19 protein-coding genes, 1 tRNA gene and 1 pseudogene are annotated in these 21,158 nt (G+C 71.0%); 14 read left to right on the top strand and 7 right to left on the bottom strand.

The genetic code is table 11. The annotated features are described in order from the left end of the window. Positions 1–429: 429 nt before the first annotated feature. Positions 430–699, bottom strand: a complete 270-nt coding sequence (locus R2S09_RS24290) for a hypothetical protein (RefSeq protein ID WP_316743228.1) — start codon at positions 697–699, stop codon at positions 430–432. A gap of 267 nt (positions 700–966) precedes the next feature. Continuing rightward, positions 967–1,038, bottom strand: a tRNA-Cys gene (locus tag R2S09_RS24285). Between the two features lie 233 nt (positions 1,039–1,271). Here R2S09_RS24285 and R2S09_RS24280 point away from each other — a divergent pair. The 6 genes from R2S09_RS24280 (at position 1,272) to R2S09_RS24255 (ending at position 7,176) form a co-directional block, all read left to right on the top strand. After that, positions 1,272–2,783, top strand: a complete 1,512-nt coding sequence (locus R2S09_RS24280; protein ID WP_316743227.1) for an MFS transporter — start codon at positions 1,272–1,274, stop codon at positions 2,781–2,783. A gap of 32 nt (positions 2,784–2,815) precedes the next feature. Then, positions 2,816–3,013, top strand: coding sequence for a hypothetical protein (locus tag R2S09_RS24275; protein WP_030167296.1), 198 nt, complete (start codon positions 2,816–2,818; stop codon positions 3,011–3,013). Beyond that, positions 3,013–3,381, top strand: a complete 369-nt coding sequence (locus R2S09_RS24270; protein ID WP_316743225.1) for a Fic family protein — start codon at positions 3,013–3,015, stop codon at positions 3,379–3,381. The genes R2S09_RS24275 and R2S09_RS24270 overlap by 1 nt, the downstream gene beginning before the upstream one ends. A gap of 123 nt (positions 3,382–3,504) precedes the next feature. Continuing rightward, entirely contained in the window at positions 3,505–5,304 is a 1,800-nt protein-coding gene (locus R2S09_RS24265) for a DEAD/DEAH box helicase (protein ID WP_316743224.1), read from the top strand. Between the two features lie 300 nt (positions 5,305–5,604). Beyond that, positions 5,605–6,246, top strand: coding sequence for an IclR family transcriptional regulator (locus tag R2S09_RS24260; RefSeq protein WP_030167302.1), 642 nt, complete (start codon positions 5,605–5,607; stop codon positions 6,244–6,246). Positions 6,247–6,381: 135 nt separating this feature from the next. Continuing rightward, entirely contained in the window at positions 6,382–7,176 is a 795-nt protein-coding gene (locus R2S09_RS24255) for a PDZ domain-containing protein (RefSeq protein ID WP_306189406.1), read from the top strand. 103 nt (positions 7,177–7,279) lie between these two features. Here R2S09_RS24255 and R2S09_RS24250 read toward each other — a convergent pair whose 3' ends face one another. Beyond that, a complete protein-coding gene (locus R2S09_RS24250; RefSeq protein WP_306189407.1) occupies positions 7,280–7,762 on the bottom strand; it encodes an Lrp/AsnC family transcriptional regulator in 483 nt (160 codons plus the stop codon). 136 nt (positions 7,763–7,898) lie between these two features. Between R2S09_RS24250 and hppD the strand changes: the two genes are divergently transcribed. Together hppD and R2S09_RS24240 are read left to right on the top strand one after the other, a co-directional pair. After that, on the top strand, positions 7,899–9,047 hold the full coding sequence (hppD, locus tag R2S09_RS24245) for a 4-hydroxyphenylpyruvate dioxygenase (protein ID WP_306189408.1): 1,149 nt from the start codon (positions 7,899–7,901) through the stop codon (positions 9,045–9,047). A gap of 132 nt (positions 9,048–9,179) precedes the next feature. Continuing rightward, positions 9,180–10,586, top strand: coding sequence for an FAD-binding oxidoreductase (locus tag R2S09_RS24240; RefSeq protein WP_306189409.1), 1,407 nt, complete (start codon positions 9,180–9,182; stop codon positions 10,584–10,586). A 473-nt stretch (positions 10,587–11,059) separates the two neighbouring features. Here the strand turns inward: R2S09_RS24240 and R2S09_RS24235 are convergent. Beyond that, positions 11,060–11,241, bottom strand: a pseudogene (locus R2S09_RS24235) (SsgA family sporulation/cell division regulator); the annotation flags it as partial. 259 nt (positions 11,242–11,500) lie between these two features. Here R2S09_RS24235 and R2S09_RS24230 point away from each other — a divergent pair. Both R2S09_RS24230 and R2S09_RS24225 read left to right on the top strand, forming a co-directional pair. After that, entirely contained in the window at positions 11,501–13,249 is a 1,749-nt protein-coding gene (locus tag R2S09_RS24230) for an RDD family protein (protein ID WP_316743221.1), read from the top strand. A gap of 86 nt (positions 13,250–13,335) precedes the next feature. Further along, positions 13,336–14,043 carry an RDD family protein gene (locus tag R2S09_RS24225; protein ID WP_316743219.1) on the top strand — a complete coding sequence of 236 codons (708 nt, stop codon included), beginning with the start codon at positions 13,336–13,338 and terminating at the stop codon, positions 14,041–14,043. Between the two features lie 33 nt (positions 14,044–14,076). Here the strand turns inward: R2S09_RS24225 and R2S09_RS24220 are convergent, their stop codons facing one another. Continuing rightward, positions 14,077–14,385: a hypothetical protein gene (locus tag R2S09_RS24220; protein WP_306189412.1), complete on the bottom strand. Its 309-nt coding sequence runs from the start codon at positions 14,383–14,385 to the stop codon at positions 14,077–14,079. 425 nt (positions 14,386–14,810) lie between these two features. Between R2S09_RS24220 and R2S09_RS24215 the strand changes: the two genes are divergently transcribed. Both R2S09_RS24215 and R2S09_RS24210 read left to right on the top strand, forming a co-directional pair. Further along, entirely contained in the window at positions 14,811–17,162 is a 2,352-nt protein-coding gene (locus R2S09_RS24215; RefSeq protein ID WP_306189413.1) for an immune inhibitor A domain-containing protein, read from the top strand. A 121-nt stretch (positions 17,163–17,283) separates the two neighbouring features. Continuing rightward, positions 17,284–17,628, top strand: coding sequence for a hypothetical protein (locus tag R2S09_RS24210; RefSeq protein ID WP_306189414.1), 345 nt, complete (start codon positions 17,284–17,286; stop codon positions 17,626–17,628). Between the two features lie 34 nt (positions 17,629–17,662). Here R2S09_RS24210 and R2S09_RS24205 read toward each other — a convergent pair whose 3' ends face one another. Together R2S09_RS24205 and R2S09_RS24200 are read right to left on the bottom strand one after the other, a co-directional pair. Next, entirely contained in the window at positions 17,663–18,250 is a 588-nt protein-coding gene (locus tag R2S09_RS24205; RefSeq protein ID WP_306189415.1) for an isochorismatase family protein, read from the bottom strand. Between the two features lie 243 nt (positions 18,251–18,493). After that, positions 18,494–19,840 carry a nicotinate phosphoribosyltransferase gene (locus tag R2S09_RS24200; RefSeq protein ID WP_316743217.1) on the bottom strand — a complete coding sequence of 449 codons (1,347 nt, stop codon included), beginning with the start codon at positions 19,838–19,840 and terminating at the stop codon, positions 18,494–18,496. 193 nt (positions 19,841–20,033) lie between these two features. Between R2S09_RS24200 and clpS the strand changes: the two genes are divergently transcribed. Further along, on the top strand, positions 20,034–20,351 hold the full coding sequence (clpS, locus tag R2S09_RS24195) for an ATP-dependent Clp protease adapter ClpS (RefSeq protein WP_030167345.1): 318 nt from the start codon (positions 20,034–20,036) through the stop codon (positions 20,349–20,351). Positions 20,352–20,423: 72 nt separating this feature from the next. Next, positions 20,424–21,029 (top strand): DUF2017 domain-containing protein, encoded by a 606-nt coding sequence (locus R2S09_RS24190; protein ID WP_316743214.1) that lies wholly within the window; start codon positions 20,424–20,426, stop codon positions 21,027–21,029. Positions 21,030–21,158: the final 129 nt, after the last annotated feature.

The raw sequence follows: 21,158 nt of genomic DNA, 5'->3' as shown, positions 1-21,158 counted from the left end.
GGAGCTCCGTAAAACGACTCACGGACCTCCTTTCCGCGCTGGTCAGAGCGTCATCGTGACTCGTGGATGAGTCGTGGCCGCACGGGTCCCGTATCAACTTTGTGGGTCCTTCCTCCCTCGCGAGGGAGCAAGGACCGCTACGCTGACTGTGCAAACCTCGTGTCACCCGCCAAGGCACCGGATTGCAAGATCTCTGGACGAGCGACCAGAGAAAACCTGAAGCGAAGGAACACCAGAACAGGCCGGCACTGGACCGCCACCAGGCCGGAGCCTCACTTCACTCAGACGCTGTTCCCCAAAGACGGAGGCCGCAGCGCCATTCGGCGTGCGGCCTCCGGTGCGTCGGGCTAGGACGCACCATCCTGCCTTCGGGCAGGGAGACTGCTTACGCAGTCATGTGGGTAGGGCCTGAGCTGAGGTCGTGGTTACTCACTTGCCGTTCCACCAGTCGTGCAAGAAGCGCAACAGGTTGATCGCGAATGAGGCCGCGGCCCAGCTTGGGCCCTTCTTCCACCTCGCCGTCTCGGTCTCCTGAGACGGTTCCGGTTCCTCCTTCACCGTCTCGGTCTCCCGGGACGGCTCCGGTGTCCCCTCCTTCGTCGTCTCAGTCTTCTGAGGCGGTTCGGGCGTCTCCTCCTTGGCCGTCTCGATCTCCCGGTCCGGTTCGGAGGGGGGCTGTTCGCACGGCTTGCCTTCCAAAAGTCACCTCCAGATCGGAGCCCGTTCAGTCGGGCAATGGACGTGATCTGAGGGACTGGTTGGCATGGCGTACGGCCACCCGATGGCAGCCTATGGGGCCCGTCGAGCGGGTGTGGGCGGTTCGCCAAACAAGGTCGAGATACGAGGCGGATGCGCCGTCGTTGACCTTCACGCGGACTAACTGAGACGGAAACTGAGACGGAAGCCGAAGGGGCGCCCGGTTCGATGAACCGGGCGCCCCTTCTACTTGCCTGGTCAAGGCACTAGAGGCCGTGGCGGGAATTGAACCCGCGTACCTCGCTTTGCAGGCGAGTCCCTGGGCCACTCGGGCACACGGCCGTGTCGGGGAACCGCTGGGCGGTCCGTTCCGAACTCGGTGCGTCGACCGTAGGCCGTGGTGAAGGGGCGACTCAAGGAAACGGCGGGTGCCGCAACGCGACTGCCATACGCCGTTCACAAAGAACGTTCGCGGAGAAGGGGGAGGACGAGTGGAGGTCGTACGACCAAGGTCCCGGTCCGGGGGCGACTCCCGACAGGGGCAAGAAGCGGCTGCGGACCTTACCCTGGCGACCATGACCGCCCTGGAACCACGCAACACCGGCGTCGCCGGCACCTCCGACGAGCCCGGCGGATCCCGCCCGCGGGAGGCATCGGTCCCCGCCCCCGTGGCGGCCGATGAGGCCACCGGCACCGTGCTCGGCCGGGCCTACCGCTCGCTCAGCGTCGGGATCGTCTCCGTCGTGCTGCTGATCGCCTTCGAGGCGACCGCCGTGGGCACGGCGATGCCGGTCGCGGCCCGGGAACTGCACGGGCTGTCGCTGTACGCGTTCGCGTTCTCGGGGTTCTTCACGACGAGCCTGTTCGGGATGGTGCTCGCCGGGCAGTGGTCGGACCGGCGCGGTCCGCTGGGCGCGCTCACCGCGGGGATCGGCGCGTTCGCGGCGGGGCTGCTGCTGGCCGGGACGGCCGCGACCATGTGGGTGTTCATCGCCGGGCGGGCCGTGCAGGGGTTCGGTGGCGGGCTGGTGATCGTCGCCCTCTACGTCGTCGTGGGACGGGCTTATCCGGAGCGGCTGCGTCCGGCGATCATGGCGGCGTTCGCGGCGGCCTGGGTGGTCCCGTCGATCGTCGGCCCGCTCGCCTCGGGCGCGGTGACCGAGCACCTGGGCTGGCGCTGGGTGTTCATCGGCATCCCCGTGCTGGTGGTGTTCCCGCTGGCGATGGCGCTGCCCCAGATACGGCGGCGGGCGTCGGGCCCGGTGGGGGAGGGCACGGACGGGGAGACCGAGCAGTCCTTCGACCGGCGGCGCATCCGGCTCGCCCTCGGGATCTCGCTCGGGGCCGGGCTGCTCCAGTACGCGGCGCAGGACCTGCGGTGGATATCGCTGATACCGGGAGCGGCGGGGGCCGCGCTGCTGGTGCCGGCCGTGCGGGGACTGCTGCCGCGCGGCACCTGCCGGGCGGCGCGCGGGCTGCCGTCGGTGGTGCTGCTGCGCGGGGTCGCGGCGGGCTCCTTCGTCGCCGCCGAGTCCTTCGTCCCGCTGATGCTCGTCACCCAGCGCGGGCTCTCCCCGACGCTGGCCGGCTTCTCCCTGGCGGCGGGCGGCGGGACCTGGGCGCTCGGCTCCTGGGTGCAGTCGCGGCCCAGGACGGCGCCGTACCGGGAGCGGCTGATGACGCTCGGGATGGTCCTGGTGGCGGCGGCCATCGCCACCGCGCCCAGCGTGCTGATCCACTCCGTGCCGGTCTGGACGGTCGCCGTCGCCTGGGGCTTCGGCTGCTTCGGCATGGGCCTGGTCATCGCCTCCACCAGCGTGCTGCTGCTGCGCCTGTCCGCCCCCGAGGAGGCCGGCACCAACTCCGCGGCCCTGCAGATCTCCGATGCCCTGTCCAACGTCCTGCTGCTCGCGGTGGGGGGTGCCGCGTTCGCCGCCCTGGGCGGCGGCACGGTGGCCCACACCACCGCGACGGCGACCGGCTCCACCGCCCATCCCGCCGCCTTCGCGGCGGTGTTCCTGCCGATGGCGGGGGTGGCGTTGGCGGGGGTTTGGGTGACGAGGAGGGTGCGGGCCGAATCTCGGTGACACCACGTGGTACCACGTAGTACCGTGGAGGTATGGCTGGACTGAACCTCCGCTTCACGGACGAGGAACTCGAGGCGCTGCGCGAGCGGGCGGCGGCCGAGGGCAGGAGCATGCAGGCGTTCGCGCACGACGCGGTGATCGCTGCCGTGAACGAGCGCTCCCGGCTGTTCAACGAGGCGGCCGAGCATGTGCTCAAGGCCAGCGCCGAGCTCAACCGGAGACTGGCCTGATGTACTACCTCACCCTTCCCGAGCTGCTGCACCTTGCCAAGCGGCTCGGGGCGGACGAGGTGCGCGACTACGGTCTGCTGAACTCGGCGCTGGCGCGTCCTCAGTCGAGCGTGTTCGGGCAGGACGCCTACCCGGACGTCTGGCACAAGGCCGCCGCGCTCATGGAGTCCCTGGCGCGCAACCACGCACTCGTGGACGGGAACAAGCGCATCGCCTGGTACGCGACCTGGGTCTTCCTGCACCTCAACGGGCATCTGCTGGACCCGGACTTCGATGTGGACGAGGCTGAGCGCTTCGTGCTCGATGTCTGCCAGGGCGCCCTCGATGTACCCAAGATCGCCGCGCAGTTGCCGCGTTTTGCTCGGTGATCTGTGACGCGTGTCGCACCCGGGCCCGGCGGGGTGTCGTCGGCCCGGGTGACGGGTGAGCGCACCGGTAGGGTGGCCCGGTTGTCATCCGTAGCCGAGCCCCAGCACAACGAACCGGAGACCGTGACTACTACCGCCGCCAGCTCGTCGCACTCGCACCATCTCTCGCCCGCCTTCCCCGGACGCGCCCCCTGGGGCACCGCCGGCAAGCTGCGTGCCTGGCAGCAGGGGGCGATGGAGAAGTACATCCAGGAGCAGCCGCGCGACTTCCTCGCGGTCGCCACCCCCGGCGCCGGCAAGACGACCTTCGCGCTGACGCTCGCCTCCTGGCTGCTGCACCACCACGTCGTGCAGCAGGTGACCGTGGTCGCGCCCACCGAGCACCTGAAGAAGCAGTGGGCCGAGGCGGCGGCGCGCATAGGCATCAAGCTGGACCCCGAGTACAGCGCGGGCCCGCTCGGCAGGGAGTACCACGGCGTCGCCGTGACGTACGCGGGCGTCGGCGTGCGCCCCATGCTGCACCGCAACCGCGTCGAGCAGCGCAAGACGCTCGTCATCCTCGACGAGATCCACCACGCGGGTGACTCCAAGTCGTGGGGCGAGGCGTGTCTGGAGGCGTTCGAGCCGGCGACCCGCCGCCTGGCCCTCACCGGTACGCCGTTCCGCTCCGACACCAACCCCATCCCGTTCGTGACGTACGAGGAGGGCCAGGACGGCATCCGGCGCTCGGCCGCCGACTACACCTACGGCTACGGTTCCGCGCTCTCCGACGGCGTCGTGCGGCCCGTCATCTTCCTCTCCTACAGCGGCAACATGCGCTGGCGCACGAAGGCCGGCGACGAGATCGAGGCCAGGCTGGGCGAGCCGATGACCAAGGACGCCGTCAGCCAGGCCTGGCGCACCGCGCTCGACCCGCGCGGCGAGTGGATGCCGGCCGTGCTGCGCGCCGCCGACCAGCGGCTGACCGAGGTCCGCAAGGCCGTCCCGGACGCCGGTGCCCTCGTCATCGCCTCCGACCAGGACTCCGCGCGCGCCTACGCCAAGCTGATCCGCGAGATAACGGGCAGCGGCGCGACGGTCGTCCTCTCCGACGACATCGGCGCCTCGAAGAAGATCGACGAGTTCAGCGACGGCGACGACCGCTGGATGGTCGCGGTCCGCATGGTGTCCGAGGGCGTCGACGTACCCCGCCTCGCGGTCGGCGTCTACGCCACGACGATCTCCACCCCGCTCTTCTTCGCCCAGGCCGTCGGCCGTTTCGTACGGTCCCGGCGGCGCGGTGAGACCGCCTCCGTCTTCCTGCCGACCATCCCCGACCTGCTCACCTTCGCAGGCGAGATGGAGGTCGAGCGCGACCACGCCCTCGACAAGCCGCAGAACGACGGCGAGGAGGACCCGTACGCCGAGTCCGAGAAGGAGATGGAGGAGGCGAACCGGGAGCAGGACGAGGACACCGGCGAGCAGGACATGCTGCCCTTCGAGGCGCTGGAGTCCGACGCCGTCTTCGACCGGGTCCTCTACGACGGCGCCGAGTTCGGCATGCAGGCCCACCCGGGCAGCGAGGAGGAGCAGGACTACCTCGGCATCCCCGGCCTGCTGGAGCCCGAACAGGTGCAGCTGCTGCTGCAGAAGCGGCAGGCCCGGCAGATCGCGCACAGCCGCAGGAAGCCGGACAGCGAGGCGGATCTGCTCGAACTGCCCGCCGACCGGCGGCCGGTGGTGACCCACAAGGAGCTGATGGAGCTGCGCCGGGAGCTCAACAACCTGGTCGGCGCCTACGTCCACCAGAGCGGCAAACCGCACGGCGTGATCCACACCGAGCTGCGCCGGGTGTGCGGCGGCCCGCCGAGCGCCGAGGCGACGGCGGGACAGCTGCGCCAGCGGATCGCCAAGGTGCGGGAGTGGGCCACGCGCATGCGCTGACGGCGCGCGCCACGGCACACCGGGCTGCGTGCGTATCCGGACGAATGCAGGCAGGCCGGATCTGCCCTTGCCCGGATTCTGGACGGAGGCTTCCGCTCAGCGAACCGGCTTCGCTACTGTCCCGCTACGCACACGCCCCGTGGCAGCGCCGCCGCGGAGCGCAGCCGTGAAGCGACTTACGTCCGGGACGGCCCGGACCGCCGGCCGATCGGCGGCCTCTGTTGCGCGTCACTGACGGGACTCGGTGACGTACCCGCCGCGATGAGCGCCGCCGACCTCACCACTTAAGGAGTGGGCGTCGTGACCGCGGAGACCTCTCAGACGCTCGACCGGGGACTGAAGGTCCTCAAGCTGCTGGCCGACACGGACCACGGGCTGACCGTCACCGAGCTGTCCCAGAAACTGGGTGTGAACCGCACCGTCGTCTACCGGCTCCTCGCCACCCTGGAACAGCACGCGCTCGTCCGCCGTGACCTGGGCGGACGGGCCCGGGTGGGGCTCGGGGTGCTGCGCCTGGGCCGCCAGGTGCACCCGCTGGTGCGCGAGGCGGCGCTGCCGGCGCTGCGGTCGCTGGCCGAGGACATAGGGGCGACGGCGCACCTGACGCTGGTGGACGGGTCGGAGGCGCTGGCGGTCGCCGTCGTCGAGCCCTCGTGGACGGACTACCACGTGGCCTACCGGGCCGGGTTCCGGCACTCCCTGGACCGGGGTGCCGCGGGCAAGGCGATACTCGAGGCCCGCCGCCAGCCGATGGCCGACCCCGGCTACACCCTCACCCACGGCGAACTGGAGGCGGGCGCCTGCGGCGCTGCGGCCCCCCTGCTGGGCGTGACCGGCCTCGAGGGCAGCGTCGGCGTGGTCATGCTCGCCGACTCCGTGCCCGAGAGGGTGGGCCCGAGGGTCGTGGACGCGGCCCGCGAGGTCGCGGAGGCGTTGCGCTGAGGATCGCGGGGCGCCGGGCTGAGGTCGCGGAGGCGTCGCGCTGAGGACCGCGGGGGCGTCGCGCTGAGCCACAGGGGTCCGAGCGGGGGGTGACCGCCGCCTGGCCGGATGTCGTCGTCGCGTTAGATTGATCCCGTGCTCTCTCGCCTCTCTCGCCCCAAGGCCCTCGCCGTCTGCGCGCTGCCCGTCGTGGCCCTGATCGTCACGGCTGCGGCGGCGCCGCTGCCGTTCTCGGTGGCACAGCCCGGGTCGACGGCCAATGTGCTCGGCACGTACAGGGGCAGCCAGGTGATCACGATCTCCGGTACACCGGTGCGGAGCACGAGCGGGCAGCTGCGGATGACGACGATCGAGGCGACCGGCCCGGACGCCCGCGTCACGCTCGGCGACGTGATCGACGGCTGGTTCGACACCGACCGGGCGGTCATGCCGCGCGACGCGGTCTACCCGAGCGGTGACACCGTCCAGCAGATCGAGCGGCACAACGCCGCGCAGATGAAGCAGTCCCAGGACGCGGCGACCCAGGCCGCCCTGAAGTACCTCGGCCTCAGCGGCGACAAGAACATCAAGGTCTCGCTGAAGCTGGCCGACGTCGGCGGCCCCAGCGCGGGCCTGCTGTTCTCGCTCGGCATCATCGACAAGATTCACGGCGACGGCACCGGCGGCGACCTCTCGGGTGGCCGCACGATCGCCGGCACGGGCACGATCAGCCCGGACGGCACGGTGGGCCCGGTCGGCGGAGTGTCCCTCAAGACCCAGGCCGCGCACCGGGACGGCGCCACGGTCTTCCTGGTCCCGAAGGCCGAGTGCGCCGACGCCCGCGCGGAGCTGCCGAAGGGCCTGCGCCTGATCCCGGTGACCACCCTCAAGGGCGCGATCGGCGCCCTGACCGCCCTGCGCACGGGCAAGGGCTCGGTCCCGAGCTGTTAGCACGAGCGAGCTGTCACAACGAGCGAGCCGTCAGAGCGGTGAGCTGTCACAACGAGCCGGAGACCACCCCCGCAACGCCCCCGTTCCGCCTCGCTTCCTCCCCCTACCCGTTCCTCTCCCGGTCCTCCGCCGCCTGCTCCACCAGAGGGATGATCCGCAGCGGCACCGGGTTCTCCATCACGATGGCCGTGGAGGCGCGGACGATGCCCTCGATGCCGACCACGCGGTCGATCACGCGCTGGAGGTCGGCGTTGGAGCGGGCCACCAGCCGGCACAGCATGTCGCCGGTGCCGGTGGTGGTGTGCAGCTCCAGGACCTCGGGCACCGTCCCCAGATGGGCCCGTACGTCCGCGCCCTGCCCCTGGCGGATCTGCAGCGTCGCGAACGCCGTCACCGGATAGCCGAGCGCCGCCGGATCCACCTCCGGGCCGAAGCCACGTATGACGCCGTTGGACTGGAGGCGGTCCAGGCGGGCCTGCACCGTCCCCCGGGCGACCCCCAGGCGCCGGGACATCTCCAGGACGCCGATACGCGGCTCCCGCGCCAGCAGCGCGATGATGCGGCCGTCCAGACGATCGATCGCCACAGCCCCGCCTCCAGGGTCGCCATCACGGTGGTCATCCTGTACAGAAAGCCCGCCGACACCGGTCGTTCACTGAGCATGCTGCCCAGTGAATACGCGAACTATTGCGCACCTTGCGAGACCAGGTGACGCTTCCGCCATGACGCAGACCACACAGCACGCTCCCGACGCGACCGCGCGGCAGGCCGACCCCTTCCCGGTCAAGGGAATGGACGCGGTCGTCTTCGCCGTGGGCAACGCCAAGCAGGCGGCGCACTACTACTCCACCGCCTTCGGCATGCGGCTGGTCGCCTACTCCGGACCGGAGAACGGCAGCCGCGAGACCGCTGCTTACGTCCTCGAGAGCGGCTCCGCCCGCTTCGTGTTCACCTCGGTGATCAAGCCCGCCACCGACTGGGGCCGCTTCCTCGCCCAGCACGTGGCCGAGCACGGCGACGGCGTCATCGACCTCGCCATCGAGGTCCCGGACGCCCGTGCCGCGTACGAGTACGCGATCGAGCACGGCGCCCGCCCGGTCGCCGAGCCGTACGAGATCAAGGACGAGCACGGCACCGTCGTCCTCGCCGCGATCGCCACCTACGGCGAGACCCGCCACACCCTCGTCGAGCGGACCGGCTACGACGGCCCGTACCTCCCCGGTTACGCGGCCGCGAAGCCCCTCGTCGAGCCGCCCGCCCAGCGCACCTTCCAGGCGATCGACCACTGCGTCGGCAACGTCGAACTCGGCCGGATGAACGAGTGGGTCGAGTTCTACAACAAGGTCATGGGCTTCACGAACATGAAGGAGTTCGTGGGCGACGACATCGCCACCGAGTACAGCGCGCTGATGTCGAAGGTCGTGGCCGACGGCACCCTCAAGGTCAAGTTCCCGATCAACGAGCCCGCGGTCGCCAAGAAGAAGTCCCAGATCGACGAGTACCTGGAGTTCTACGGCGGTGCCGGTGTCCAGCACATCGCGCTGAACACCAACGACATCGTGCAGACCGTACGGACGATGCGCGCGGCCGGCGTCGAGTTCCTCGACACCCCCGACTCCTACTACGACACGCTCGGCGAGTGGGTCGGCGACACCCGCGTGCCCATCGACACCCTGCGCGAGCTGAAGATCCTCGCCGACCGCGACGAGGACGGCTACCTGCTGCAGATCTTCACCAAGCCGGTCCAGGACCGCCCGACCGTGTTCTTCGAACTCATCGAGCGGCACGGCTCGATGGGCTTCGGCAAGGGCAACTTCAAGGCCCTGTTCGAGGCGATCGAGCGCGAGCAGGAGCGGCGCGGCAACCTCTGAGGACCCCGGCGACCCTGCCCCGTGCGGGCGCGCCGCCCGGCGCGCCCGCACGGGGTGCTCGCCAGGGGCGCGCTCGCACGGGGCGGCAAGCGCTCTCACGGGGTTCACAGCACAGCCCCCGAGTGCGACGCTGTGATCATGAGCCGTATCCAAGCCGCACCCGACGAGGCCCAGGGCAACCTCACCGACCGGCTCCTTTCGGGCCTGCCGGCCGAGGCGGTCCTCACCGACGCCGACGTCACGGCCTCCTACGCCAACGACATGGCGAGCTTCTGCCCGTCGGGCGTCCCGGCCGTCGTCGTCCTGCCGCGCACGGTGGAGCAGGTCCAGCACGTCATGCGGATCGCCACCGAACTGCGCGTCCCGGTCGTCCCGCAGGGCGCCCGCTCCGGTCTGTCCGGCGCGGCCAACGCCTCCGACGGCTGCATCATCATGTCCCTGACCAGGATGGACCGCATCCTGGAGATCAACCCGGTCGACCGGATCGCGGTCGTCGAGCCGGGCGTCGTCAACGCCGCGCTCTCCCGCGCGGTGAACGAGCACGGCCTGTACTACCCGCCGGACCCCTCCAGCTGGGAGATGTGCACCATCGGCGGCAACATCGGCACCGGCTCCGGCGGCCTGTGCTGCGTGAAGTACGGCGTCACCGCCGAGTACGTCCTCGGCCTGGACGTGGTGCTGGCCGACGGGCGCCTGATGTCCACCGGCCGCCGCACCGCCAAGGGCGTCGCCGGATACGACCTCACCCGGCTCTTCGTCGGCTCCGAGGGCTCGCTCGGCATCGTCGTACGGGCCGTGCTGGCGCTCAAGCCGCAGCCGCCGCAGCAACTCGTGCTCGCCGCCGAGTTCTCCTCCGCGGCCGCCGCCTGCGACGCGGTGTGCCGGATCATGACGGGAGGGCATGTGCCGTCGCTGCTGGAGCTCATGGACCGCACGACGGTGAAGGCCGTCAACGACCTCGCGCACATGGGCCTGCCGGAGACCACCGAGGCCCTGCTGCTCGCCGCCTTCGACACCCCCGACCCGGCCGCCGACCTGGCCGCCGTCGGCGCGCTGTGCGAGGCGGCCGGCGCCACCCAGGTCGTCCCCGCCGAGGACGCCGCCGAGTCCGAGATGCTGCTCCAGGCCCGGCGGCTGTCCCTGACCGCGCTGGAGGCGGTCAAGGGCACCACGATGATCGACGACGTGTGCGTGCCGCGCTCCCGGCTCGGCGAGATGCTCGACGGAATCGAGCGGATCGCCGAGAAGTACCAGCTCACCATCGGCGTCTGCGTGCACGCCGGCGACGGCAACACCCACCCGACCGTCTGCTTCGACGCCCAGGACCCCGACGAGTCCCGGCGCGCCCGCGAGTCCTTCGACGAGATCATGGCCCTCGGCCTCCGGCTCGGCGGCACGATCACCGGCGAGCACGGAGTGGGCGTACTGAAGAAGGAGTGGCTGGCACGCGAGATCGGCCCGGTGGGCGTCGAGATGCAGCGGGGGATCAAACAGGTCTTCGACCCGCTGGGCATCCTCAACCCCGGCAAGCTGTTCTGACCCGCAGAGTCATCAGGACGACGCTGTGGCCGTCCTACTTCGACGGCCACACCCGTACGTCACCGTGCCCGCACGGCCGGAACACCGTTCCTGTGGACTGAGCAGGAGTGAGTCCGCTCAGCCGCACGCCCCGAACGGTCTTGGGCGCTCCCCCACTGCCTGAACGGCGTGGGAGGTACCCCCAGGTCCCCGGCGTACTCGACCCCGGGGCAGCGACACGGATCCTGTGCGTGGTCCGATCCCGGGAGGCCGGTTCCCTCACGACCTGGCCATATGGCACGGCCAGAGGCGACGGGGAAGCCCCGAACCATCACTCCGGTGGAGCAGGGGCCCCGCACGCTGGCGCCGTACCCGGCGTCCCAGATCGCACGATCACCGTAGCCCGAACGGCCCAGGACTCTGCAAGCTCGGAAGCAGACCATCACACGATCGAGTCAAACCGCCCTCGCGCAAGCCCCCTACGAGCAGTAAACAACCCCCTCCACGAGCAGCTCGCGGGCGAACGTCCAGTGCACGGGGTGCGCGGAGTCGACATGGAAGTCGAGGTGCACGGCGTACGGGTCGTCGGTGCGGTATCCGAGCCGGGCCGGAACGGGGATCCCCCGCTCGGCGACAGCACCAGCCTCAGCTCGCGTTCCACCACGGTGCGCTTCATCCTCCGTCGGTCCTCTCCACTCGTCACGGGTACGGATACGGATCCGGAGCGGACCCGCACGAGTGGAGAGGCGGGTGGACGCCGGGCGTTACGCGGATCGACCGAACTTTTTTCCGTTCGGGGCTTCGGGCTTGTGAAGTACAGACACGAGGTTGCCCGGAAAGGAGTGGGTCCGGCCGGACCGGCGGTGGCGGGTGCGCCGGTCTGATAGATGTGGAGGCCCCCGATACCACCCCCGAGCAGATACGGGACGACGGACATGAGCGCCCCAACCCCGGCACCAGGTGACGACAGGCCCCGCGAGGGGTACTACCCGGACCCGTCCATCCCCGGATACGTCCGGTACTGGAACGGTGCCGCCTGGGTACCGGGCACCAGCCGTCCGGCACCGGCCGACGGCGAGCCGCTCAGCCCGCCGCCCGGGGCGAGGCCCGCGCCCGCGCCCCCGGGCGTGGCCACCGCGGCGGTCGAGGAGACGGGCCCGCACTTCTTCGACGAGGACCCCGCGGACGCGCCGGGCCCGGCAGGGGCGCAGGGCGTCCGTGCCGAGCCGGCCTCGGCGTGGGGCGCCGACCGCGGGCAGCAGTCCGGATTCGGCGGCGACCAGGACCGCCGCGTGTCCTGGGGCACCCCGGCCGACCCTCGTGCGGCCCACGGGCCCGAGCCGGCCGCCCGGCCCTCTGACGAACCGGCCGCGGAGGCAGGGCAGGGCCGGGCGCACGGGGAGGGGGAGGATCGAGGACGGGGCCGGGCCGAGGCGGGCAACACGTTCGTGTTCCGCCGTCCGACGGCGGCGGACGGTGCCGCCGGAACGCCGGGCAACCCGCCCGGGTCTGGCGTTCCGGCCCCGGGCGGCCCCCCGGCCGACGAGGGCACCATGATGTTCCGCCCGGTACGCCCCGAGCGGCCGGCCGATCCGACGGGAGACCCGGGACGCCCGGGACCGGCGCCGGTACCCGCCCAGGGCTCGCACGGCTCGCCGGACGGCCCCGGTTTCGCCGCCGGCAAGGCGGCGGCCGCGCGCGCGTCAGCAGCGCAGGGGCAGGCCCAGGGGCAGGCGCAGGGGCAGACGCAAGGACAGGCGCAGGACCACGGCCCCGCTCAGGGTCCGGCGGGTCCGGCTCAGGGCTTGCGAGGCGGTCCGGAGGCCACCCCGCACGGCCGCCCGCAGGGCCAGGCGGCCGCCGGGGCTCAGGCGGCGGGAGCCGCCCCTGCTCAGGCATCCGGCGCCGGGCCGGCCGCGACACCCTCCCCGGCGCACGCCCCCGCCCCCTCACTGCCCCATCAGGGCAGCGCACCCCAGCCCGTCCCCAACGCCTCCGCCGGTCCGGCCGCCGGCCCCCTGCCCACACCACTGACCAGCGGCCCCGGTGGCGGGCGGTCCTCCTGGCCACAGCAGGTGCACCAGCTCGCCGGGGCGGGATCGGGGGCAGGCGCGGCCGCCGGCGCGGGGGAGGGGCAGCCCGTCGCGCCGTGGAAGCCGCCGGTCGAGGACCCCTTCCAGGCGGCCGCGAGCCGGCAGGCGGCGGCCCGGCCCGCCGGCCTCGGCAGGCGGCTGGCCGCACGCCTCGTCGACACGGTCGTCCTCGCGGGAGTCACCGCAGGGGCCGCCGTGCCGCTGGGCACCAGGGCGGCCGACCACATCGACGAGAAGATCGACACGGCCAAGCTCTCCGGCCACACGGTCACCGTCTGGCTGCTGGACGGCACGACGGCGACGTATCTGGGCATCGTCCTCGCCGCCCTGCTGCTCTTCGGCGTCGTGTACGAGGCACTGCCCACGGCCAGGTGGGGCCGCACCCTGGGCAAGAAGCTGTGCGGTCTCCAGGTGCGGGACATCGAGGCCCACGAGCCTCCGTCCTTCGGCCGGGCTCTTGGCCGCTGGCTCGTCTACAGCGTGCCCGGGCTGCTGATCGTCGGGCTCGTGGGCGTGCTGTGGTGCCTGTTCGACCGGCCCTGGCACCAGTGCTGGCACGACAAGGCCGCGCACACCTTCGTGGCGGGGTGACCGGGACGGCGTAGGGGCGCGGCGGCCGTCATCCGTACGGCCGCTCGCCGGATGCGGCCCGGCCGGGTTCGAGATCGACTCGGCGCATGAGCACCGAACCGCCCCCCGGCTCCGAACCGCCCTCGGGCTCCGGATCCCCGACCCCGCCCCCCGGCGGGCCGCCCCCGCCGCACGGCGGCGGAGGACCGCACGGCGGCGACCAGTACGGCGGCGGCACGGGAGGCTCCCCGTACGGCGGAGGCGGTGGTGCCGGCGGTGGCAGTGGCGGTCCCTACGGAGGCGGGCCCTACGGCGGTGGCGGTCCCTACGGGGGCGGCCCGTACCCCGAAGACCCGCTCGCTGGGATGCCCCCGCTCGCGGACAGCGGCAGGCGCACCCTCGCGCGGATCATCGACCTGATCCTGGTGGGCATCGTCGTGTGGCTGATCACCCTGGCGCTCCGCGTCAACGAGTACACGGTGGACGCCGACCAGGTGCAAGTCGCGCGCTCCATCTGGCAGTCGGTGGTCGGCGTGGTGCTCTACATGGCCTACGACACCTTCATGACCGCCCGATGGGGGCAGACCCTCGGAAAGATGTGGCTGGGCATGCGCGTGGCGAACCTGGCCGACGGTTCCACGCCGTCCGTCGCGACCGCGTTGGCGCGCGCGGCGGTGCTGTGGATCCCGTTCTGGTTCTGCTGCGCCTGCATCTGGCTGGCGATCAGCGGCGGTTGGAGCTTCTTCGACCGGCCCTACAAGCAGGGACTGCACGACAAGGCGGCCAAGACGGTGGTGGTCAGCACGAGTCGCTGAACGCGCCCAGGGCCTGTCCGGCCCGACGTGGCGTCAGGCGCTTCCCGTGGACCTGCCCTGGCCTGTCTCCGCGCCCGCGGAGACAGGCTCTCGCCATTCCCGGGCGGGTGCCTGGACGTGCTCGACGGTCCGGGCTTCCCGGGCGGCCGCCGCGGCGGGCGCCGCGTGTGCCTTCGGCAGGGGTACGGTCATGGCGACCAGGATTCCCAGCGCGAGTGCCGCGAGGGCGACGACCGCGATGCCCAGGCCCGAACTCGTCCGTGACAGCAGCAGCATGGCGAGCGTCGAGAGGATCACGGTGCAGGAACCGTAGGCGAGCTGTGCGGCGGTCGGACGAGGCATGGCAATCGTGTCCTCGGAAGATTTTGGGGGCGAGACGGGGTGACGGCCTGGCTTTCCGCCGACTTCCGGGCGTTCCGCCAATCGACTCTAATCCCCTGCATGCCCGAGCGGAACGGCTGGTAAGCGTGACCTAACCCACGGTGTCGATGCACAGGGGGCGCACGGAGTCACGCCTCGCTCCCGACCCCCGGCCCCACGCGCCCGCCGACCCCGTGCGCCGACCCGACTCCCCACGTTCCGCCGTCCGTAAAGCGAACCTCTGCTCCGCATAGTGCACTTGAACTGTCCAAGTCAAGGTCTGTCTTTTCTCGTAAACCTCTAGTCAAATGTCGTCACTTGACTACACGCGTTGATCGCGCGCGGACCTTTGTCGTGGCCTGAGACCGCCTCTCCGCGCGCCAGGACGCGTCAGGGGAGGACATCAAGTGACAAGCAGACCCTGGACGTTCAGAACGGCCGCGATCGGTGTCGCTCTCGCGGCGGCCACCGCCACGTTCTCGACGTTCGCCGTCGCGGAGGCCGCCACCACGGGCAGCGGCTCCGCCTCAGTGGACCGGCACGACCCGCAGCCGGTCAAGCAGCCCGAGCACAACCTCGACGGCCCGCTGAGCAAGACCCAGGACGCCCAGCGCCAGGAGGCCCTGAACCAGCTCATCGCCGGCAAGGCCAAGGTCCAGGACCGTGACGGCTCCAAGGTCGTCGGCCTCAAGGGCAGGAAGGGCGACACCAAGTACGTCGAGCTGGGCCGGGAGAAGACCGACAAGATCTTCACCATCCTTGCCGAGTTCGGCGACCAGGCGGACCCCAGGTACGGCGGCACCGCCGGCCCGCTGCACAACCGGATCGCCGCGCCGGACCGGAAGAAGGACAACTCCACCGACTGGCAGGCGGACTTCAACCGGGAGCACTACCAGGACCTGTACTTCGGCACCGGCAAGGACACCGAGTCGCTCAAGAAGTACTACGAGAAGCAGTCCTCGGGCCGCTACTCGGTCGACGGCGAGGTCTCCGACTGGGTCAAGGTGCCCTACAACGAGGCCCGTTACGGCAACAACGCCTGCGGCTCCACCACCTGCTCCTCCGCCTGGAACCTCGTCCGTGACGGTCTGAACGCCTGGGTCGCCGACCAGAAGGCGGCGGGCCGCTCCGACGCCGACATCAAGGCGGACCTGGCCCAGTACGACCAGTGGGACCGCTACGACTACGACGGCGACGGCAACTTCAACGAGCCCGACGGCTACATCGACCACTTCCAGATCGTGCACGCCGGCGAGGACGAGTCCGCGGGCGGCGGCGCCCAGGGCACCGACGCGATCTGGGCGCACCGCTGGTACGCCTTCGGCACCGACGCCGGCGCCACCGGCCCCGAGAACAACAAGCTCGGCGGCACGCAGATCGGCGACACCGGCATCTGGGTCGGCGACTACACCATGCAGCCGGAGAACGGCGGACTCGGCGTCTTCGCCCACGAGTACGGCCACGACCTCGGCCTGCCGGACGAGTACGACACCGCCGGCGGCGAGAACTCCACCGGTTTCTGGACGCTGATGTCCTCCGGTTCCTGGCTCGGCCGCGGCAAGGACGCCATCGGCGACCTGCCCGGCGACATGAACGCCTGGGACAAGCTCCAGCTGGGCTGGCTGAATTACGACACCGCCAAGGCCGGTGTGAAGTCCTGGCACAAGCTGGGGCTCTCCGAGTACAACACCAAGTACCGGCAGGCCGTGGTGGTCTCCCTGCCCGACAAGGCGGTCACCACCACCGTCGTCACCCCGGCCCAGGGCGCCACCCAGTGGTGGAGCGGCAGCGGCGACGACCTGAAGAACACGCTGACCCGGTCCGTGGACCTCACCGGCAAGAAGTCGGCCGCCCTCACCCTCGACGGCTGGTACGACATCGAGGCCAACTACGACTACCTCTACACCGAGGTGTCGACCGACGGCGGCGCCGGCTGGACGGCCCTGGACGGCACGGTGGACGGTCGGCCGATCCCCCGTGACGGCAGCGACAAGCCCGCCCTGACCGGCACCATCGACGGCTACGAGAAGCTGTCGTACTCCCTCGACGCCTACGCCGGCCAGAAGATCCAGCTCCGCTTCCGCTACCAGACCGACGGCGGCGTGGCGCAGAAGGGCTTCGCGGCCGACGAGATCACGCTGACCGCGGACGGTTCGCCGCTGTTCTCCGACGACGCCGAGAGCGCGGACGCGGCCTGGACGGCGAACGGCTTCTCCCGCATCGGCGCGTCCTTCACCAAGGACTACAAGCAGTACTACATCGCCGAGAACCGCCAGTACGTCTCGTACGACACCACGCTGAAGACCGGCCCGTACAACTTCGGGTTCGCCGGCCGTCCCGACTGGGTGGAGCACTACCCGTACCAGAACGGCCTGCTGATCTGGAAGTGGGACACCTCCGAGGCGGACAACAACACCAGCGCCCACCCCGGCACCGGTCTGATCCTCCCGGTCGACTCGCACCCGAACGCGCTGAAGTGGTCCGACGGCACCCTGATGCGCAACCGCATCCAGACCTACGACTCGCCGTTCAGCAAGTTCCGCACCGACGGCATCACCCTGCACAAGGGGGACGTCGCGACCAAGATCAAGTCGTCGAAGGGGGTGCCGGTCTTCAACGACCACACCAGCACCTACTACGACGCCTCGAACCCGGCCGGCGGTGTCGAGATCACTGACACCAACACCCGGATCGAGATCACCAAGGAGGCCCGCGACGGCTCGACGATCGAGCTCGAGGTCGGCCGCGCGGTGAAGTAGTCAGCAAACACGCAGGTCACACGCGTATCGGCGGTAACCCCCTGGCGGGTTGCCGCCGATCGTGTTTAGGTGCCTGCTGTGGCTCTCTTATTGACACCGACCGGAACGGGGATGTGACCGCATGGCCGCAGGAGGCTTCAGCAGACTGCCGAACGGCACGGTGGTGGTGGCGCTGAACCTGCCCGGCGCCGCCCCCGACGGCGTCGGCGGCGTCCGTGTGCTCGTCCACGCCCGCAACCGCGCCCGCGCCCTGACCCGGCTGCGCAACCTGGGCCTGCGCGCGGTCTACCTGCGGGGCAACGCCGCCCCGCCCACCCCGGACGAGATCACCGCGGTGCTGCACCACCCCGACGGGCTGATATGGCGCACATCCCCGGACGACGCCGTCGGCGTCCCCGTCGGCCCCCTGGAGCTGTGGCACCCGATCAGAACCCTCCTGCGCCCGCACACACCCGCCCAGGCGTAGGGCGTCCGCTCGGGAACACACGCTGCCGGGCGGGCTACGCCACCACCGGCTTGCCCGTCAGCTCCACGCCCGCGCGGCGCAGCTCCTCCAGGGCGCGTTCGGTGGTCTCCGCGGCCACCCCGGCGGTGAGGTCCAGCAGCACCTGGGTGCGGAAGCCCTCCTTCACGGCGTCCAGGGCGGTGGCGCGCACACAGTGGTCCGTGGCGATCCCGACCACGTCGACCTCGGTGATCTCCCTGGCCTTCAGCCAGTCGGCCAGGGACACGCCGTTCTCGTCGACGCCCTCGAAGCCGCTGTAGGCCGCCGCGTACGCGCCTTTGTCGAAGACGGCGTCGATCGCGCCGGAGGTGACGGCGGGCGCGAAGTTCGGGTGGAAGCCCACGCCCTCCGTGCCCGCCACGCAGTGCGCGGGCCAGGAGCGGACGTAGTCGGGGTCGTCGGCGAAGTGCCCGCCGGGCGCGATGTGGTGGTCGCGGGTGGCCACCACGTGCCGGTAGCCGGCGGGCGCCTGCCCGATCAGCTCGGTGATCGCGGCGGCAACGTCCGCTCCACCGGCCACCGCGAGGCTGCCCCCCTCACAGAAGTCGTTCTGCACATCGACGACGATCAAGGCGCGGCGCATGGTGGGTGTCCTTCGGTCTGGGATCAGTGGGCGGAACCAGCTCTCGGCGGCTGAAGCGGGCACCCGCTTCAGGGAGCGCCTCCTAGGGCCTGTCGGGAGTTCCCCGCGGCGTCGCGGCGTGCGGCACCGCCGCCTCCGGCGTTGTCGTCAGTCGCCGACGCTCCGCGTCGACTCCTTCCTCCGCCTTGGATTCGACGGCACCACACGCCGCTCCTTCACCCGCGCTGGAACTCCCGACAGGCCCTAGTTACCCGAGCGCTCGTGGACGTACTCCGTCGGAAGGACGGGTTCCCCGCGGGAGAGCTGGGTCGCGGACAGCGGGAGGCCGGCGCGGGCGGCGGTGTGCCGGTCGCGTACGGCGTCCAGCGGCTCGCGGCCGACGACCTCGCCGCCCTTGACCAGCTGCACCAGCAGCTGCCGGCCGGCCAGCTCGTCGGGCACCGGGCCGGTGCCCACCACCTCGGTCTCCGCGACCCCGTAGGCGTCCAGCCGGCGCGCCGCCCACTTGCGGCCGCCGATGGAGGTCTTGCCGCCGCTGGACTTCTTCGCCACCGGTGTGAGCGGAGCGCTCGGATCGTCGGACTCGGCGCGGGCGACCAGCTTGTAGACCATCGAGCAGGTCGGGTGGCCGGAGCCGGTGACCAGCTGGGTGCCGACGCCGTACGCGTCCACGGGCGCCGCCGCGAGCGAGGCGATGGCGTACTCGTCGAGGTCGGAGGTCACGATGATCTTCGTGTCGCGGGCGCCCAGCTCGTCCAGCTGCTGCCGTACCCGGTGCGCGACCAGCAGCAGGTCGCCGGAGTCGATGCGCACCGCGCCCAGCTCGGGCCCGGTGATCTCCACGGCCGTACGGACGGCCTCGGCGACGTCGTAGGTGTCCACCAGCAGGGTGGTGCCCCGGCCGAGCGAGTCGACCTGGGCGCGGAAGGCGTCCCGCTCGGAGTCGTGCAGCAGGGTGAAGGCGTGGGCGGCGGTGCCGACGGTGGGGATGTTGTAACGGAATCCGGCGGCCAGATCGGAGGTGGAGGAGAAGCCGCCGACGTAGGCGGCGCGGGCGGCGGCGACGGCGCCCAGCTCGTGGGTGCGGCGGGCGCCCATCTCGATCAGCGGCCGATCGCCGGCGGCCGAGGACATCCGGGAGGCGGCGGCCGCGATCGCCGAGTCGTGGTTGAGGATCGACAGGATCACGGTCTCCAGCAGCACGCACTCGGCGAAGGAGCCCTCGACCCGCATGACCGGCGAGCCCGGGAAGTACACCTCGCCCTCGGGATAGCCCCAGATGTCGCCGCTGAACCGGTAGTCGGCCAGCCACTGGAGGGTGGCCTCGTCCACCACCCCGCGCTCGCGCAGGAAGCCGAGGACGCCCGCGTCGAAGCGGAAGTTCTCCACCGCGTCCAGGACGCGTCCGGTCCCGGCCACGACGCCGTACCGGCGCCCTTCGGGCAGCCGCCTGGTGAAGACCTCGAAGACACTGCGCCGCCCGGCCGTCCCGGCCCGCAGAGCGGCCTGCAGCATCGTCAGCTCGTAGTGGTCGGTGAAGAGTGCCGTCGAGGGAACGTCCACCGGCAGCCTGAGGTCCGCTGCGTTCAACACGCCTCTCCTAGCCATGAATCTGCGGGTCCCCCGAGTGACTGCCGGGGGTCCGGGGGTTGTCCCCCGGTGTTTGCGGTATGACGAGGAATCGTACTCCCATTTCGTCAGTCTGACGATTTAAGGTTTCCCGCTCGCCACCACTCGGCCGCCGCCCTGCCTGTTTGTGCTCCCACCCCCCTGTAGTGGCAGCATGGGCCATGTGACGGCAGCCGCACCCATCGAGATCGAGAAGACCGAATCGGCGGAAGAGGTCTCCGCCGTACCCGAGCCGGACGTCCCCTGGGTGACGATCGTCCACAACGATCCCGTCAATCTCATGAGCTATGTGACGTATGTCTTCCAGACGTACTTCGGCTACTCCAAGGACAAGGCCACCAAGCTCATGCTCGACGTCCACCACAAGGGCCGGGCGATCGTCTCCAGCGGCAGCCGCGAGGAGATGGAACGGGACGTTCAGGCCATGCACGGCTACGGTCTGTGGGCCACGCTCCAGCAGGACCGCAAGTAGTCGCGCAGCAGCCATCCAGCAGCCGTGGGCAGCAGGACAGCCCGGACCGACCGGAAGCAGCGAACCCCTTCCATGCCAGGACACTTCGAACCGCTCCCCGGCGGCGGCGCGGCCGTCGCCCTCGACGAGGTGGAGATCTCCATCATCCGGTCGCTGGCCGTGCAGCTCCTGGAGCTGATCGGCCCCGGCCCCGCCGAGGACGCCCCCGCCGACCCGCTCGCCGAACTCTTCGCCGAGGGCCCGAGCGAGCCGCCCGTCGACCCGGTCCTCAAGCGGCTGTTCCCGGACGCCTACAGCGACCCCGAGGAGCAGCCGGCCGGCCCGCAGGAGGCGGCCGAGCAGCGCGCCCACTCGGCGGAGTTCCGCCGCTACACCGAGAACGACCTGCGCGCCGGCAAACGCGAGAACGCGCTCGCGGTGGTCCACTCCCTCAACGAGCTGTCCCCGGCGGGCGAGGGCGGTGCCGTGCTGAAGCTGTCGCCGCAGGACTCCCGGCGCTGGCTCGGTGCCCTGAACGACCTGCGTCTGGCCATCGGCTCCCGGCTGGAGATCACCGACGAGGACGACGCCGACGCTCTCTACACCCTCCCCGACGAGGACCCGCGCAAGCCGATGGTGATGGCGTATCTGTGGCTCGGGGGGCTCCAGGAGACCCTCGTCACCACCCTCATGCCCTGATCCACACGCCCTGATCCGCATGCCCGGATCGATCCGGATCGATCCCATTCCGGCCGCTTCGGTGTCCGCTCAGCGGACGCTCAGATCCGCATAACGATCCTGTTACCGCGGTGCCCCCGTATGCCCGAT

Origin of the sequence: Streptomyces sp. MK7, from assembly GCF_032658145.1 — a bacterium.
GTDB lineage: Bacteria > Actinomycetota > Actinomycetes > Streptomycetales > Streptomycetaceae > Streptomyces > Streptomyces spiralis.
The sequence above is the reverse complement of the archived record's forward strand: the minus strand, read 5'-3'. Positions and strand labels throughout refer to the sequence as shown.